Origin of the sequence: Streptomyces sp. NPDC001903 (genome assembly GCF_042891345.1) — a bacterium.
Classification (GTDB): domain Bacteria; phylum Actinomycetota; class Actinomycetes; order Streptomycetales; family Streptomycetaceae; genus Streptomyces.
Window position 1 is genome coordinate 49222 of sequence record NZ_JBIASZ010000019.1, and the last position, 17090, is coordinate 66311.

A 17090-nucleotide genomic window follows, 5' to 3' on the forward strand; every position below is an offset into this window, starting at 1 on the left:
TCAGAGGGCGGCGGCGGCCAGGGCGCGGCGGTCCACCTTGCCGTTGCGGGTCAGCGGGATCTCCTCCAGCACGACCACCCGCCCCGGCAGCATGTACACCGGCAGCACCGTGCGCAGGTGCGCGTGCACCTCCGCGAGCGAGGGGGTGTCCGTACCGGTGACGAAGGCCGTCAGCACGGCCCCCGCCCCTTCACCGCCCCCTTCGGCCTCCTGCGGCCGTACCAGGTCCACCACCGCGTCCTTGATCCGCGGATGCGTCAGCAGGACCTCCTCGACCTCGCCCGGCTCGATGCGGTGCCCGTGCAGCTTGATCTGGGTGTCGATCCGCCCCGCGAACTCCAGGCCGTCGTCCCCCGCCGTCCGGCGGACCAGGTCGCCCGTCCGGTACAGCCGGGCGCCGTGCCCGCCGAAGGGGTCCGGTACGAACTTCAGCGCCGTCAGCCCCGGCCGGTTCAGGTAGCCCCGCGCCAGGCACACCCCGCCGATCAGCAGCTCGCCGAACTCGCCCGACGGCTCCTGGCGCCCGTGCGGGCCCACCACGTACGCCTCCAGGTTCGGCATCGGCTCGCCGATCAGCGGCTTGGGTCGGCCCAGCCCGGGGTCGTGCCGCTGCTCGGTGCAGGCCACGGTCGCCTCGGTGGGCCCGTACTGGTTGTTGACGATCCGGGTCGGCGAGGACCAGCGGTCCGCCTGGAAGCGGCTCAGCTGCTCCCCGCCCACGTTCAGCACGCGCAGCTCGGGCAGCTGCTCGGGATCCAGCAGCGGCAGGATCGCCGTCGTGAACACCCCGATCGTGACGCCCTCGTCGCGCATCAGGGCGCCCAGCGCCCGCGGGTCGAGCAGGGTCAGGGAGGAGCCCTGCACCAGGCAGGAGCCGGTGGTCAGCGCGCCGAAGATCTCCAGGACGCTCACGTCGAAGCAGGGCGTGGTCAGCTGCAGCCAGCGGTCGCCCGGCCCGATCGAGAACTGCCGGGCCATGTGCGAGGTCAGGTTGACCACGCCCCGGTGCGGCAGCAGGGTCCCCTTCGGGCGGCCCGTCGAACCCGAGGTGTAGATGACGTACGCCAGCTGGTCCGGGTGCGCCGGCAGTTCGGGATCGGCCGCGGACAGCCCGGTCAGCATGTCCGCCGTGAACGGGTCGTCCAGGCAGACCGCGGCCGCCTCCTCGGGGACCTGCCCGGCCAGGGCGGTCGTGGTGACGACCAGCTCGCAGCCCGCGTCCCCCATCAGATAGCCCAGCCGGTCCACCGGCTGCGCCGGGTCCATCGGCAGGTACGCCCCGCCCGCCTTGAGGATCGCGAGCATCGCCAGCGGCAGCCGCGGACCGCGCTCCATGAGCACGCCCACGACCGACTCCCGGCCCACGCCCATCCGGCGCAGGTGCGCCGCCAGCCGGTTGGCCCGCCCGTTCAGCTCCCCGTAACTCCACTGCTCGCCCTCGAAGCGCAGCGCGGGCGCCTCGGGCATCCGCCGCGCCCAGTCCTGCACGAGCTCGTGCAGGCATGCCTGTCCGTTCATTGCCGACCGCCTCCAGCGTCCGTGTCCGTGTCCGTGTCCGCCGGCCCGGATCCGTCCCGGCCGGCCAGCAGTTGCTCCACCTCGTCCTCGCTGAGCTCGCCGATCTCCAGGGCCAGGCGCGCGATCGCCTCCACGTCCACGCCCTGGTCCCGGCCGGCCGCCTCCACGAGGGCCGCCTGGCTCTCGACGTCGGTGGCCGCGAAGACCTCCCGCAGGGGGATCTCCACCCCGAAGACCTCCGCGGTCAGCGCGGCGATCCGGGTCGCGGCCAGCGAGTGGCCGCCCAGCTCGAAGAAGTCGTCCCGCACGCCCACCCCGTCGACGTGGAGCACGCTGTCCCACACCTCGGCCAGCAGCGACTCCACCGGGGTACGGGGGGCCAGCCGGCCGGTGTCCAGGGCCGGCCGGGCGCTGCCGACGGGCGGCAGGGCCCCCCGGTCGGCCTTGCCGCTCACCGCGAGCGGCAGCCGCTCCAGCGCCACGAAGTGCGCGGGCACCATGTGCTCGGGCAGGGTCCGGCGCAGCTGCTGCCGCACCGTGCCCACCGCCAGCTCCCCACCGCCGTCCGGGACGCAGTACGCGGCGAGGGTGGTGTCGCCGGTCTCCGTCACCGCCTTGACGACCGCCTCCCGGATTCCGGGCAGGGCCGTCAGGGCCGCCTCGATCTCGCCGAGCTCGATGCGGAACCCGCGCACCTTGACCTGGTCGTCGATGCGGCCGAGGTAGTCCAGGCGGCCGTCGGACGTCCAGCGGGCCAGGTCCCCGGTGCGGTACATCCGCTGCCCCGGCTCCCCGAAGGGGTCCGGCAGGAAGGCGGAGGCGGTCAGCGCGGGCCGCCCGTGGTAGCCGCGGGCCAGCCCCTCGCCCGCCACGTACAGCTCGCCCGCCACCCCGACCGGCACCGGCCGCAGCGCGCGGTCCAGTACGTACGCACGGGAGTTGGCCATGGGCCGGCCGATCGGGACCGGGCCCGGGGCCAGCACCTCGCCGGGGCCCACCCGCAGGGCCACGCAGCCGACGGTGGCCTCGGTGGGTCCGTACTCGTTGGTGACCACCGCGCCGGGGAAGCGCGCCCGCCACCGGTCCAGGACCTCGGAGGTCAGCATCTCGCCGCCGATGACGAGGTCCCCGGTGGGCGAGTACGCCTCGGGCAGCCCCAGCAGGATCGGCAGGTGGCTCGGGGTGACCTTCAGCAGGGACAGCCGGCCCTCCCCGCCCGGCAGTTCGTCGGTGCGGCCGTCGAGCCCGCCGAGCACGATGCGGCCGCCCGCGGTCAGCGGGCCCAGCAGGGTGGTCACCGACAGGTCGACGGAGACCGGCGAGTGCAGCAGCGCGGACCCGGACAGGCCCGGGTAGTCCCGGCGGCAGGCGGCCAGATAGTCGGCGAGCGCGCGGTGGCTGATCAGGACGCCCTTGGGCCGGCCCGTCGAGCCCGAGGTGTAGATGGCGTACGCGAGGTGGTCGGGCCGCAGCGGGGCCCGCCGGTCGGCGTCGGTGACGTCGCCGGCCGCGCAGCGGGCCAGCGCGGCCCGGGTGGCCGGCGCGTCCAGGTCCAGGCGCTCGGCCGCGCCCGTCACCGCCGCGGGGACGGCCGTGGTGGTCACCACGGCCGAGGGCGCCGCGTCGGAGAGCAGGTACGCGATCCGGTCGGGCGGCAGCACCGGGTCCACCGGGACGTACGCGGCACCGGACTTGAGGACGGCCAGCACGGCCGTGACCGTCTCCGCCGAGCGCGGCAGCATCAGCGCCACCGTCCGCTCGGGGCCCGCTCCGCGCTCGATCAGCAGCCGGGCCAGCCGGTTGGCTGCCTCGTTCAGCTCGCCGTACGTGAGGGTGCCCGCGTCGCCGACCACGGCCGGGGCGTGCGGGTGGACGGCAGCCCGGGCCTCGATCAGCGCCGGGGTGAGCTCCGCGGGGACCTCGGCCGCGGTCCGGTTCCACTCGGTGAGCAGGGTGTGCTCGTCCTCGGGGCGCAGCAGCGGCAGCTCCCCGATCCGGTCCCCGGGGCGGGCCGCGGCCGCCGCCAGGAGGGTCTCGTACTGGGTCCACATCCGGGCGACGGTGGCCTCGTCGAACAGGTCGGTGCTGTAGTCGACGACCCCCTCGAAGCACTCCCCGGAGTCCCACAGCTGCACGTTGAGGTCCAGGTGCGTCGCCTTGCGGCGGACCGGGACGGTCGACAGCTCCAGGCCGTCCAGTGCCACGTCCGGCAGCGGCGCGCTCTGCAGCAGGAACATCACCTGCGCCAGCGGCTGGTGGCTGAGGTCCCGCTGGGGCGCGAGCTCCTCCACGAGCCGGTCGAAGGGCAGGTCCTGGTGCTGCATGCCGTCCAGCACGGTCTCGCCGACCTGCGCGGCCAGTTCGGCGAAGGTCGGGTCCCCGGCCAGCGAGGCCCGCAGCAGCAGCACGTTGATGAAGCAGCCGATGACCTCCTCCACCTGCGGGGTGCGGTTGGCGACCCCGCTGCTGACGGTGATGTCCTCGCCGCCGGTCCAGCGGCCCACCGCCGCGTGGAAGGCGGCCAGCAGGGCGGTGAACGGGGTGACCCCGAGGGCGCGGGCGGCCTGCCGCACGGCGGCCGAGGTCCGCGGGGACAGCCGTACCGGAAGGGTCGCCCCGCGGTAGGACTGCACCGGGGGCCGCGGCCGGTCGGCGGGCAGCTCCAGCACCGGCTGCATCCCGGCGAGCCGCTCGCGCCAGTAGCCGAGCAGCTCCGCGGTCCGCTCCCCGTCGAGCTGCTCGCGGTGCCAGGCCGCGTAGTCGACGTACTGCACCTCCGGCTCGGGCAGCCGCGGCCGCCCGCCGGCCCGCAGCACCGGGTAGGCCGCGGCCAGTTCGCCGACGAAGATCCCGCAGGACCAGCTGTCGGAGACCAGGTGGTGCATGGTGACGGCCAGGACGTGGTCCTCGGCGGCGAGCCGCAGCAGCTCGACGCGCAGCAGCCGTCCCGTGAGGTCGAAGGGGCGGGCGGCCGCCTCGGCCACCAGGGCGGCCAGCGCGTCGGGGTCGGCCGCGGCCGGGTGGCCGGTCAGGTCCCGTACGGGCACCTCGACGAGGTGGTCCTCCTCGACGATCTGGCCGAGGACCCCCTCCACCGTGCGGAACACCGTGCGCAGCGACTCGTGGCGGCGCACCACCTCCCGGACGGCGCCGGTGAGGGCGGCGGCATCGAGCGGTCCGCGCAACCGCACCGCGAAGGGCACGTGATAGGCGGAGCCGCCCGGGTACAGCTGCTCGATGATCATGATCCGCTGCTGCGCGTGCGTCGCCGGGAACATGATCTGTTCGGGGTGCATCAGGGCCATCGGATTCTCCACGTACGTCATGAGCCGCTCTTTTGGCTGCCGATCCGGCGTGCGGCCCGCAGGGCCCGCAACGTGTCCTTGCCGCCGCCCGGCGCCGCCGCGGGAGCGGCTCCCGCGGCGACGAGGCCGACCTGGCGGGTGCGGTCGATCCGGGTGATCCGGCCGGCGCCCGCGCCGCCCGGCCCCGCCGCCGCGTCCGCCGCGGCGAGGGCGTCCACGGCCGCCGCGAGGTGCTCCAGCGTCGGGGTCTCGAACATCACCCGCAGCGGCAGCTGCGCCCCCAGCGACTCCCGCACGCGCACCGCGAAGCGGGACATCAGCAGGGAGTGCGCACCGTGGTCGAAGAGGTTGTCGGTGCGGCCGATCGACCCCGTGCCGAGCAGCTCGGCGAGGATCCCCGCCAGCTCCCGCTCGGTCGCGGTGGCCGGCTCCGCCCCGGGCCCCTCCTGCTCCGGCGCGGGCGGCTTGAGCGCCGCCCGGTCCACCTTGCCGCTGGTGCCCAGCGGGAAGGCGTCCACCCACACGAAGCGGGCGGGCACCATGTAGGCGGGCAGCACCCGGGCCAGCTCCTCGCGCAGGGCGCGGGCGGCGGCCCGCTCGTCGAAGTCCGCGCCGCGCGAATCGCGGCTCCCGCGGACGTACGCGATCAGCACCGCCGGGGCGTCCGGCGCGGGCCGGTGCACCACGGCCACGCCCTGGCTCAGCTCCGGCAGCCGGCTGAGCGCGGCGTCGATCTCGCCCAGTTCGATCCGGTGGCCGTTGACCTTGACCTGGTTGTCGACCCGCCCCAGCAGCTCGGTCCGGCCGTCCGCCGTGGTCCGCGCCAGGTCCCCGGTGCGGTACAGCCGGGCGCCGGGGACGTCCCCGTACGGGTCCGGTACGAACTGCAGCGCGGTCAGCCCCGGTCGGCCCAGGTAGCCGCGGGCCAGCCCGGCGCCGCCGATCAGCAGCTCGCCGGCCGCGCCCGGGGCCACCGGCTCCAGCGCCGGGTCGAGCACGTACACCTGCGTGTTGGCGACGGGGGCGCCCAGCGGGGTGGCGGCCCCCGGCACCGCGGTGACCTGCGTGCCGGTCGACCACACGGTGGTCTCGGTCGGCCCGTACAGGTTCCACAGGGTGCCCGTGCCGAACGACAGCAGCGTGCGGGCCAGTCCGGGGGAGAGGGCCTCGCCGCCGCTGGCCATCGCCAGGCCCGGGGTGCCGCTCCAGCCCGCCTCGCACAGCAGCCGCCAGGTCGCGGGGGTCGCCTGCATCGTCGAGAAGGCACCGGAGTCCAGCCGCACCCGCAGCTGCTCCCCGCTGGCCGCGATCCGGCGCGCCGCGATGTGCGAGCAGCCGCCGGTGATCAGCGGGAGGTAGGCCTCCAGGGCGGAGATGTCGAAGGAGAAGGTGGTCACGGCCAGCAGCCGGCCGCCCTCGGCGGGCTTCAGCAGCCGGACCATGGCGGCCAGGAAGTTGGCCAGGGCGCCGTGCGGGACCTGCACCCCCTTGGGACGCCCGGTCGAGCCCGAGGTGTAGAGCAGGTAGGCCGCCTGGTCGGGGCGTACGCGGACGTCGGGCGCGGAAGCGGGCAGCGCGGCCAGCTCCCCGGCCAGCTCGTCGAGGACCAGCCGGACCGGGCCGTTCGCGGCCGCGGCGGTTGTCGCGGCCGCGGCGGACGTCGCAGTCGTCTTGGCCGTCGGGGTCGTCCCTGCCGTCCCTGCCGTCTCCACCGACGAGTCGGTGATCACGATCCGGGCCCCGCTGTCGGCCAGCAGGTACGCGATCCGCTCGGCCGGCAGGTGCGGGTCGACCGGCAGGTAGCTGCCGCCCGCCCGCAGCACCGCGAGCATCGCCACCACCATGGACTCGTCGTGCGGCAGCCGCACGGCCACGGTCTCCTCGGCCCGCAGCCCGTGCGCGAGCAGCAGCCGGGCCAGCCGGTTCACGGCCGCGTCCAGCTCCCGGTAGCTCAGCGTCCGGGTGGCGCGCACCCGGTCCGCGTCCGGGGCGGGCCCGGCCGTGCCGAGCGCGTACTCCGTGTCGTCGAAGGCCAGGGCGGGCGCGTCGGGCGTACGGGCCGCCTGCGCGGCCACCAGCTCGTGCACCGGGGTGTCCGAAGTCCCCGGTACGTCCGTGTCGTTGCGGCCGAGCAGGACGGCGGCCCGCTCGGCGGCCGGCATCAGCGGGAGCAGGGCGGCGGGGCGCTGCGGGTCCGCGGCGACGGCGTCCAGCAGGGCGCACAGCCCGGCGGCCATCCGCTCGGCCGTGGCGTCCTCGAACAGGGCGCGGTCGAACTGGAGCAGCCCGCTGAGCGTGCCGTCCACCTCGGCGAAGGTCAGCTGGAGGTCCATCTGGGCGTGCGGCTGGTCCAGCGCCACCGGCCGCATCCCGAGCCCGCCCAGGTCGAACCGGGAGGCCGGATCGCCCAGGACGAAGGCCGCCAGGGGTCCCGACTGGAGCGTGAACAGCGCCTGCACCAGCGGGGTGCGGCTCGTGTCGCGCGCCACCCGGCTCCGCTCGACCAGCAGCGACAGCGGCATCGCACCGTGCCGCAGGGCGGCCGGAACGCGCCGCGCGGCCCGCCGCAGCAGGGCGGTGAAGGACTCGCCCGGCCGCAGGTCGGCGCGCAGCACCGCGGTGTTCAGGAACGGCCCGACGACCTCGGCCGTGTCCGCGTGCTCCCGGCCGTGCACGGGGGAGCCCACGAGCAGGCTCGCCTGCCCGGCGGTGCGGCCCAGCATCAGCTGGTACGCGGTGAGCAGGACGGTGTAGAGGGTGGTTCCCTCGGCGCGGGCCAGGGCGGCCAGCGCGGCGGCGGTCCCCGGCTCCAGCCGGAAGCGCCGCACCCCGGCCGGGGCGCGCCGGCGGGCCGGCCGGACGTGGTCGGCGGGCAGTTCCAGCACGGTCGGGGCGCCCGCCAGCTCGCGCTGCCAGAACTCCCACAGCCGCTCGCCCTCCGCCCCGGCGAGGCGCCCGGCCTGGCGGCGCACGGCGGCGCCGAACCCGGGAACGGCCGGCGCCTCGGGGGCGGGCCCTCCGGTCTCGGCCCGGTAGTGCGCGCCCAGCTCCCGCAGCAGGATCTCCAGCGACCACAGGTCGCCGACCAGGTGGTGCAGGGAGACGACCAGCCGGTTCCGGCCGGGCCCGCAGCGCAGCAGGGCGACCCGCAGCAGCGGTCCGGCCTCCACGTCGAAGGGCCGGTAGGCGAGCGCCGTCAGCTCGGCCCGCATCCGCTCCGCCGGCCACGCGCTCGCGTCGGTCTCGCTGAACTCCGGCTCCAGGACGGCGTGGACCCGCTGGACGGGGCCGTCGCCGACCTCGGGGAAGGTGGTGCGCAGGGCGGCGTGGCGCCGTACGACGGACGCCAGCGCGCGGCGCAGCGCGGCCGTGTCCACCTCGCCGGAGAGCTCCGCGGCGGCGGCCAGGTGGTAGGCGGTGCTGTCGGGGTCCATCCGGTGCAGGAACCACATGGCCCGTTGCCCGTGGGAGAGTTCGCCGTCGCCGGGCGGGGTGTCGGCGAGCGGCGCGGGCGCCGTGCCCGGTGCCCCGGCGTCCGCGGCGGCGATGGCGTCGGCCAGTTCGGCCAGGGTCAGCGAGAAGGCCTCCTCCGGGCCCGGCTCGAGCCCGAACTCCCGCTGGAGCCGGTGCAGGAGCCGTACGGAGTCCAGGGAGTCCAGGCCCAGGGCCGCCGGGGAGGCGTCCGCGGGCACCTCCTCGGGCCGGGTCCGCAGCAGCACGGCCGCGGCCCGCCGCAGGTGGGCCAGGACCGCCTCGCGGTCACCGGCGGCCGGTACGGGCGGTTCCGCGGCCGCGTCCCCGGCCGCGGGGGCCGGCGGCTCCTCGTCGGCGTGGACGGCGGTCACCAGCAGCTCGCCCGCCAGGTAGGCGGCGCGGCAGGCGTGCCGGGCCACCTTGCCGCTGGAGGTCCGCGGCAGAGAGGCCGTACGGATCAGGACCACGGCGTGCGGGCGCACCTCGTGCTGCGCGGCGACCTCGGCCTGTACGGCGCGCGCCAGCTCCGCCGGGTCTGCCAGCCCGTGGCCGTGGATCAGCTCCTGGACGACGACCAGCCGCTCGCCGCCGTCGGCGCCGGTGACGGAGAACGCGGCGCCGCCGTTGCCGCGCAGCGCGGGCGAGCAGCGCTCGGCGGTCAGCTCGATGTCCTGCGGGTAGTGGTTGCGGCCGCGGACGATGATCAGGTCCTTGCGGCGGCCCGTCACGTACAGCTCGCGGGCGTCGCCTTCGCCGGAGAGGAAGCCGAGGTCGCCGGTGCGCAGGAAGCCGGTGCCGTCGCCGCCCTCGACGAGCGCGCCGAAGGTGTCGGCGACGGCGTCGGTGCGGTTGAAGTAGCCGCGCGCCACGCTCGGGCCGGCCACCCACACCTCGCCGACCTCCCCCTCGGCGACGGGGAGCCGGGTCTCGGGGTCGACGATCTCCAGCCGCTGCTCGGGCGGCAGCACCCCGGAGGCGACCAGTTCGCCGGCCGCGCCGGAGCCGGCGGGCGGCTCGCAGGTGCGGAATCCGGTGCCCGCCGGGCCGCCCGTCACCAGCAGGGAGCCCTCGGCCAGCCCGTAGCAGGGCAGGAAGGCCTCGGGGCGGAAGCCGGAGACGGCGAAGGCCTCGGCGAAGCGGTGCAGCGAGGCCGGCCGGACGGGCTCGGCCCCGTTGTAGGCCACCCGCCAGGACGACAGGTCCAGGGCGGCCCGCTGCTCCTCGGTGGTGCGCTCGACGGCCAGGTCGTAGGCGAAGTTGGGGCCGCCGGTGACGGTCGCCCGCTCCTCGGCGACCACGCCCAGCCAGCGCAGCGGGTCGCGGGCGAAGGTGCTCGGCGCCATCAGCGACATGGTGCCGCCCGCGCGGACGGTCCCCATGACCGAGCCGATCAGGCCCATGTCGTGGTACATCGGCAGCCACGACACCCCGCGCATCCCGGTGTCCAGCCCGAACACCCGGCCGATCATCGCGGTGTTGTGCAGCAGGTTGCCGTGGCTCAGGACGACGCCGCGCGGCGTGGAGGTGGAGCCGGAGGTGTACTGCAGGAAGGCCGTGGCGTCCTCGCCGATCCGCGGGGCCCGCCAGGCCGGCGCGTCCGCGGCGCTCATCGCGTCGGTCGCCACCAGCCGCAGCGGAGGCACCCCGTCGGCGGAGGCCAGGCGCGGCGCGAGCCGGTCGCGGATCACCGCCGTCGTCAGTGCCGTGTCCGCGCCGCTGTCGCGCACGATCGCGGCGAGCCGCTCGGTGGAGCGGGCATTGCGGCTCGGCGGGTACGCGGGGACCGCGACGACCCCCGCGTACAGGCAGCCGAAGAAGGCGGCCACGTAGTCCAGTCCGGCGGGGAACAGCAGGACCGCACTGCGCCCGGCGAGACCGAGGTCCGCCAGGTGCGCCGCGACGGCCCGGGCCCGCGCGTCGAGCCCGGCCCAGTCGAGCCGCTCGGGCTCGCCCGGCTCCTCGGAGTGGAAGCGGAAGGCCGTCGCGTGCGGGCGCTCCTGTGCCGTACCGGAAAGTACGTCTCGCCAGTTCATCAGAGTCCTTTCGTGGATACCCCCACCTTCGGATGGGGGAGGAAGCGAAACTCCCGCGGAGCAGGGCAGGACGCGGTCTTGAGCCTCTTGCGCGAAGACCTGCGCTTTGACCTGCAGATTTGGCCCTTGCTTTATGGACTCACCAGCTTGTGAGCGTGACCACGGGCCATGTGAAGCGGGCGTTCAAGTACCGCTTCCATCCGACGGATGTGCAGGCAGCGGAGCTGTCTCGCACCTTCGGCTGTGTTCGCAAGGTCTACAACCTGGCGCTCGCTGCTCGGACGGAGGCGTGGGCGCGGCAGGAGCGCGTCGACTACAACCAGACGTCCGGGATGTTGACCGTGTGGAAGAAGACTGAGGAGCTGGCGTTCCTGGGTGAGGTGTCGTCGGTTCCGCTCCAGCAGTGCCTTCGGCACTTGCAGGTGGCGTTCACCAATTTCTTCGGCAAGCGGGCGAAGTACCCGCGGTTCAAGTCGCGGAAGAAGTCCCGGAAGTCCGCCGAGCACACCAGCAGCGGTTTCCGCTTCCGTGACGGGAAGCTGACGCTGGCGAAGATGGCCGGGCCTTTGGACATCGTGTGGTCCCGGCCGTTGCCGGAGGGAGCGTTTCCGTCCACGGTGACCGTGTCCCAGGACGCGGCCGGGCGGTGGTTCGTGTCGCTGCTGTGCGAGGACCCGAACGTGGTCCCCCTCCCCGCTGCCAGCAACGCGGTCGGCATCGACGCGGGCCTGGACCATCTGGTGACCCTCTCCACCGGCGAGAAGGTCGCCAACCCCCGGCATGAGCGCCAGGACCGGGTGCGGCTCGCCCGCGCGCAGCGGCGCCTGGCCCGCAAGGCCAAGGGCGACGGAGCGAACCGGACCAAGGCCCGGCGCAGGGTCGCCAGGATCCACGCGAGGATCGCCGACCGCCGCCGGGATCACCTGCACCAGCTCACCACTCGACTCGTACGTGAAAACCAAACGCTCGTGATCGAGAACCTGACCGTGCGCAACATGGTCAAGAGCCGGGGCCTCGCCCGCGCCGTCTCCGATGCAGCCTGGCGGGAGATGCGCAGGATGCTGGAGTACAAGGCAGCCTGGTACGGGCGGAACCTCGTGGTCGTGGACCGATGGTTCCCCTCCTCCAAGCTGTGCTCCCACTGCGGCTCCCTCGCCGGGAAGATGCCGCTGAGCGTCCGCACATGGACGTGCGAGGGCTGTGGCACGACCCATGACCGGGACGTGAACGCGGCGAAGAACCTTCTGGCCGCCGGACGGGCGGTTGCAGCCTGTGGAGCTGGTGTAAGACCTCAACGGAGAACTCCGGGCGGGCAGTCGGCGATGAACCAGGAAACCCCACGGCGCGAGCCGAGGACCCCCCTCGTCACGAGGGGGGAGGACGTCAAGTAACGACCTCACCTCGATCGATCGCGCAGTGGTCAACGGTGCACACCTTGGCCCAGCAGGCCTGCTCGCCTCGATCGGGGCTTTCCCCGACTGCCCCGCGCGGGCGGGGGCTGTGAGAGTCCGTCAGGGTGCCCGGACCCCGGTCTCCCGCAGTCCGCCGTCAACGGCGTCTCGCAGGCACGGCGTCAACGGCGTTAACGGCGTTGACGCCGTTGACGCGGAGGGCGCCGAGAACCCGTGGAAAGGCCACCATGACGAGCACCGAGCCACGCACCGATCCACGCACCGAGCCCGGCAGCGGCCCGGCCCGCCCCCGCCACCCGCTGCGCACGACGCGCGACTACCGGGCCCTGTGGGTCGGTGACGCCGTCTCCCAGTTCGGCTCCAAGATCACGGAATTCGTGCTGCCGCTGCTGATGGTCACCGGCCTGCACGCGACCGGCACGCAGGTCGGGCTGCTCCAGACCCTCTACATGGCGCCGTTCTTCCTGCTGCCGCTCTTCGCCGGGGTCTGGCTGGACCGCCGCCCCGCCCGCCCCGTGATGATCGCCGCCGACCTCGCCCGCTTCGCGCTCGTCCTGGCCGTCCCCGTCCTCGCGCTGACGGGCGGGCTCGAGCTGTGGCACGTCTGGCTGATCGCCCTGCTCGGCGGCTCCCTGAGCGCGGTGTACGACATCGCCGCCACCGCCTACCTGCCGCGGCTGCTGCCCGCCGCCCAGCTCCCGGCCGCCAACAGCCTGGTGACGGCCAACCAGGCCGTCGGCGGCACCGCCGGCCCCGGCCTCGCCGGCTGGCTCGCCGCCCTCTTCGGCCCCGCCGCCACCCTCGTCTTCGACGCCCTGTCCTACCTGGCCTCCGCCAGCGCCCTGATGCTCGTACGCCACCGCGAGAAGACCGTCCGGTCCGCCGCCCCGCGCGACCTGCGCCGCGAGCTCGGGGAGGGGCTGCGCTCGGTCCTGGACAATCCGCCGCTGCGCGCCGTCGCCGTGCACGCCGGCATCTACAACGCGGGCATCGCCCTGCTGAACCTGGCATTCCTGATGCGCTTCGTCCGCGAACTCGGCCACGACAGCGCGGACTTCGGGCTCGTCATGGTCGCCGGCGGGCTCGGCGCCGTGGCCGGGGCGCTCTCCGCCCCGCCGCTGCTGCGCCGCCTCGGCTTCGGCCGGGCCTTCCTGACCGTCCTGGTCTTCTCGACCACGCCCTACCTGCTGCTGCTCACCGCCGACGGCGGCGGCGCCGACCTGCCCGTGAGCGCGCTGGCCTACCTGCTGGGCACCGGAGGGGCCTCCGCGGGCAGCGTGATCGCGGTGACCATGCGGCAGCGGCTGACCGCCCCGCACCTGTACGCCCGGATGACCGCGACCTACCGGCTCATCAGCTTCGGGATGCTCACGCTGGGCACCACCTGCGCCGGGCTGCTCACCCAGTACGCGGGGGCCCGTACCGCCCTCGCCGTCGCACCGGTCCTGCTGCTGCTCTCGGTCGCGCCGATCGCGGGCCGTTCCGTACGCACCCTGCGCACCGTCCCGGATCAGGCCGCGGAGGTGGCTCGCGACTCCTGAGGGCGCTGCACGGAGTCGAACACGGGGATCTTCCGCACCTCGCCGAGGTAGGGGGTCCCCTCCGTGTATCCGGTGCCGCTGCGGCTGCCCAGCATCCGCACGGCGAGCCGGTAGTGGGTCTGGCGCCAGCGGCGCAGCGCCGAGGCGAACTCCTCCATCGCCGCGGCCGCCGGCAGCACGCAGCCGCGGCCGCCGAACGGCCCCGACAGGGCGTCCGCGTACGCGTCGTCCAGGGTCCGCTGCCCGGCCAGCACCTGCTCGCGGACCTCGGGCACGGAGCGGTAGGCGTGCGAGTGGAGCCGCTCGGCGTCCGGGGTCCGGCACAGGGACTCCACCAGCTTGTACGAGCGCGACTGGATGGCGCTCGCCCCCTCGGTGAACTCCCGGAACACCCGGAAGGCCTCGGCCTGCATGGTGGCGAGCAGCGAGAACAGCGGCGCGGACTCCGTCAGGGCCGTCGCCGCGCGGCGCAGCCGGTCCGCGGCGGCGGGCCCGCGGCCCGCGTCGAGGGCCTCGATCGCGGCCCGCAGTTCGGCCGCCAGCAGGGTGAAGGTGGCCTCGAAGGCCTGGAGCACGCGGATGAACAGGTACTCGTCGTGCGTGACGTGCACCGGCAGCATGCTCAGCTCCAGCACCAGCCGCTCCCGCTCGGTCATCGCGGCCTCGGAGGTCTCCCACAGCCGGCGCGCCGCCTTCTCGGGCTCCTCGCCCGGTACGGGGCCGGGCAGTCCGAGGCGGGCCAGCGCGGGGGCGGCCACCCGCAGCGCCAGCCGGTGGCGCTTGCCGACCAGCAGCGGGGAGGGGCGCAGCTGCGGGAGCAGCGCGGTCTCCCCGGCCACGGCGGCCAGTTCGAAGCGGGCGAGGTCGCCCAGGAGGTGTACGACGAGCCGGTCGCGGTGCCCGCGTATCTCCTCGGGAGCGGCCCCGGCGGGCGGGGCCAGCAGGGACAGCGCGGTGTAGGTGGGGTAGTCGTAGCGGCCGTCGTACTTGTCGAGGGCGGTGTCGAGGAACCGGTCGAGCACCTCGCGCGCGGCCTCCTGCCCGGCCCCGGCCGGGGCGGGCGCGGCGGTCAGCTCCCCGCGCGCCCGGTCCAGCAGGGCCAACAGCGAGTCGGAGACGAAGTGCTTGCCGCCCTCCCGGTAGGCCGCGACCACGCCGGCGTAGGGAAAGAGGTCCGGCTCGGGCGCTGCGAGCCAGTCGGTGAGCGCTTTCATTTGCGGTCTTTCTCCTCGGGAAGGGGGGCCGCCGGGCAGGGAGCCGCCGGGGGCGCGGTCGGAGCGGCCGGGGCGGCCGGAGCAGTCGGAGCGGCCGGGGCGGCCGGAGCGGCGTCGCCCATCGGGCCGGTGCGGGTGAGCTCGGTGCGCACGAGCCACAGGCGCGGGAAGAACTGGTGGCCGATCAGCTTGGTCAGCACGCCGATGGGGATGCCCTTGGTGCCGAGCACGTCCTCGCCCAGCAGGCGGAGCGCCATCTTGCAGTGCTCCACCCGCCACAGGGAGATCCCCTCGTCCCAGCCGATCAGGGCCTCGGCGAGGCGGTGCACGGGCGTGTCGGGCTGCGTGCGGTAGACCTCGGCGAGGTCGATCCCCCGCTCCTCGACGGCGCGGTCGAAGGCCTCGCCCAGCAGCGCGGTGGCGCGCCGGGCGGCCGCCCAGCCGGGGGACTCGAAGCCGGAGCCGTGGCCCAGGACGGTGCGGATGGTCTGGAAGTCCCAGGGCGAGAGCCGGCGCATCATCTCCAGCTGGTCGGTGGCCAGCCGGACGCCGAGCCGGGCCCGCTCCAGCAGCCGTACGGCCGTGTCGAAGGAGCCCTCGCCGATCAGCCGGGTGCTGTCGGCCAGTTCCTGGCAGGCGAGCTTGAGCCAGAGCTCGGTGGACTGGTGCACCACCTGGAACAGCAGCTCGTCGCGGTGGATGACCTCCTCCGGGCGGCGCTGGAGGGACAGCAGGGTGTCGGTCCGCATGTAGCGGGCGTAGTCCGTGTCCCCCGTGCCGGGCAGCACCGGTACGGAGTAGTCCTTGCCGGCGGGCGCGGTGTGCGCCGCGGGTGCGGTGGTCTGGGTGGTCACGGGGTTTCTCCTGTCAGGCGGCCGCGGGAGCGGCGGTGGTGCGGTGCCCGGCGGCCGCGGCGGCGGCCTCGGTGTGGGCGATGACCTCGCGGATGGTGTGCTGGCCGAGCATCCGGTCCAGGGGAAGTTCCAACCCCTGCTCCCGGGCGGCGGTCACGATCCGCACGGCCCGCATCGAGTTGCCGCCCAGGGCGTAGAACTCGTCGTGGACGCCGACCTCGGAGACCTCCAGCACCTCGCGCCACAGTGCGACCAGCAGGTGCTCGCCGGGGGTCTGCGGCTTCCCGCCGCCCGCCGGGAGGTCCCGCAGGGGCTCCTCGTACGGCTCCTCGGGCGCCTGGGAACCGCCCGCGGTCGCGCGGGCTTCGGCCACCGGGCAGGGCAGCGCCGACAGGGCGGTGCCGGGAGCCGCGGAGGCGGTCCGCAGCACCGCGGACAGCGAGCGGGCCACGAGGGCGGCGGTCTCGGCGGCGAACAGGTCCGCGGACAGGGACACGTGCCCGGTCACCGCGTCGCCCTGCTCCACCAGGTCCGCGACCGCGTCGAACTGCAGCGCGGTGTCGGGGAGTTCGACCGGCTCCAGGGTCACGCCGGTGATCGGGGCGAGGCCCAGTGGTACGGACTGCTGCACGTTCAGCAGCGTCTGCGCCAGCGGCAGCCGGCCGGCCCTCCGGTCCGGGTGCGCCCGCTCGACCATCAGCTCGAACGGCACGTCGGCCCGGGAGTACGCCTCGACGCACCGGTCCCGGACCTGCGCCAGCAGCTCGCCGAAGGACGGGTCCCCGGACAGGTCGACGCGGATCGGGAGCGTGTTCACGAAGAACCCGACCAGCGGTTCGAGGTCCACCTCGGGCCGCCCGGCCACGGGCAGGCCCACCACCAGGTCGCTCTGCCCGCTCCAGCGCGAGAGCACCACCGCGTACGCGGCCAGGGCCACCATCGAGGCGGTCACCCCGCCGCCGGGGGCGGTCAGCCGCAGCTGGCGCACCACCGGCGCAGCCACCTTCACCGGCGCCGACACCGCCGACCACGCCCGTACGGCGGGGCGCGGCAGGTCCGCGGGCAGCCGCAGCTCGCGCACCCCGGCGAGCCGCTCGCCCCAGTAGGCCAGCTGCTCCTCCAGGGCGCCGGAGGCCACCTGCTCGCGCAGCCAGACGGCGTAGTCCGCGTACTGGAGGGGCAGTTCCTCCAGCGGGTGCGCACGGCCGTGCAGGCAGGGCTCGTACAGGGCCGTCAGCTCGCGCAGCAGCACGCCCAGCGACATGCCGTCGCAGACGCTGTGGTGGACCAGCGCCAGCAGCACGTGGTCGTCCTCGGCCAGCCGCAGCAGCGTGCACCGCAGCAGCGGGCCGGCGGACAGGTCGAAGGGCTCCCGGCTCAGCTCCGCGGCCAGGGCCACGGCCGCCTCCAGGCCGCCGGGCACCTCCACGACGGGCAAGTCCACCGGGCCGGGGGCCCGCACCACCTGGGCGATGTCGTTGCCGTCCAGCCGCAGCACGCTGCGCAGCACCTCGTGCCGGGCGACCACCTCGGTCAGGGCCCGCTCCAGCGCCCCGGGGTCCAGCGGGCCGCGCAGCCGCAGGGCGGCGCGCATCGTGTAGAGGGCGGTCCCGCTGCCCGCCTGCTCCAGCAGCCACATCCGCTTCTGCCCGAAGGAGGCGGGCAGGGAGAACAGTTCCTCGGGCGTCTCGGTCCGGGCCGTCTCGGGCGCGGCCGTCTCGGTCTGGGTCATGTCAGGA

Annotated in this window: 8 protein-coding genes; 2 read left to right on the forward strand and 6 right to left on the reverse strand. The window is 75.0% G+C overall.

All coding sequences use genetic code 11. The features are described 5' to 3' along the window. From ACFYZS_RS32475 to ACFYZS_RS32485, 3 genes are read right to left on the reverse strand one after another with little or no spacing between them, the layout of a single operon-like run. Window positions 1–1518 carry an amino acid adenylation domain-containing protein gene (locus ACFYZS_RS32475; protein WP_389020474.1) on the reverse strand — a complete coding sequence of 506 codons (1518 nt, stop codon included), beginning with the start codon at window positions 1516–1518 and terminating at the stop codon, window positions 1–3. Beyond that, on the reverse strand, window positions 1515–4844 hold the full coding sequence (locus ACFYZS_RS32480; protein ID WP_389020477.1) for an amino acid adenylation domain-containing protein: 3330 nt from the start codon (window positions 4842–4844) through the stop codon (window positions 1515–1517). Before ACFYZS_RS32480 ends, ACFYZS_RS32475 begins: the two co-directional genes overlap by 4 nt. Further along, on the reverse strand, window positions 4841–10330 hold the full coding sequence (locus tag ACFYZS_RS32485; protein WP_389020480.1) for an amino acid adenylation domain-containing protein: 5490 nt from the start codon (window positions 10328–10330) through the stop codon (window positions 4841–4843). Before ACFYZS_RS32485 ends, ACFYZS_RS32480 begins: the two co-directional genes overlap by 4 nt. Window positions 10331–10479: 149 nt before the next feature. Between ACFYZS_RS32485 and ACFYZS_RS32490 the strand changes: the two genes are divergently transcribed. Next, a complete protein-coding gene (locus ACFYZS_RS32490) occupies window positions 10480–11721 on the forward strand; it encodes an RNA-guided endonuclease InsQ/TnpB family protein (protein ID WP_389020483.1) in 1242 nt (413 codons plus the stop codon). A gap of 248 nt (window positions 11722–11969) precedes the next feature. Then, complete coding sequence (locus ACFYZS_RS32495) at window positions 11970–13283, forward strand: MFS transporter (RefSeq protein WP_389020486.1); 1314 nt, start codon at window positions 11970–11972, stop codon at window positions 13281–13283. On the opposite strand, the gene ACFYZS_RS32500 is transcribed toward ACFYZS_RS32495, so the two are convergent. The 3 genes from ACFYZS_RS32500 to ACFYZS_RS32510 are packed head-to-tail and all read right to left on the reverse strand — an operon-like array spanning window position 13253 to window position 17083. Further along, window positions 13253–14497, reverse strand: a complete 1245-nt coding sequence (locus ACFYZS_RS32500; RefSeq protein ID WP_389020489.1) for a tryptophan 2,3-dioxygenase family protein — start codon at window positions 14495–14497, stop codon at window positions 13253–13255. The genes ACFYZS_RS32495 and ACFYZS_RS32500 overlap by 31 nt on opposite strands. Continuing rightward, window positions 14494–15351 carry a tryptophan 2,3-dioxygenase family protein gene (locus ACFYZS_RS32505; protein ID WP_389020492.1) on the reverse strand — a complete coding sequence of 286 codons (858 nt, stop codon included), beginning with the start codon at window positions 15349–15351 and terminating at the stop codon, window positions 14494–14496. The genes ACFYZS_RS32500 and ACFYZS_RS32505 overlap by 4 nt, the downstream gene beginning before the upstream one ends. 13 nt (window positions 15352–15364) lie before the next feature. Beyond that, a complete protein-coding gene (locus tag ACFYZS_RS32510) occupies window positions 15365–17083 on the reverse strand; it encodes a condensation domain-containing protein (RefSeq protein ID WP_389020494.1) in 1719 nt (572 codons plus the stop codon). Window positions 17084–17090 lie beyond the last annotated feature (7 nt).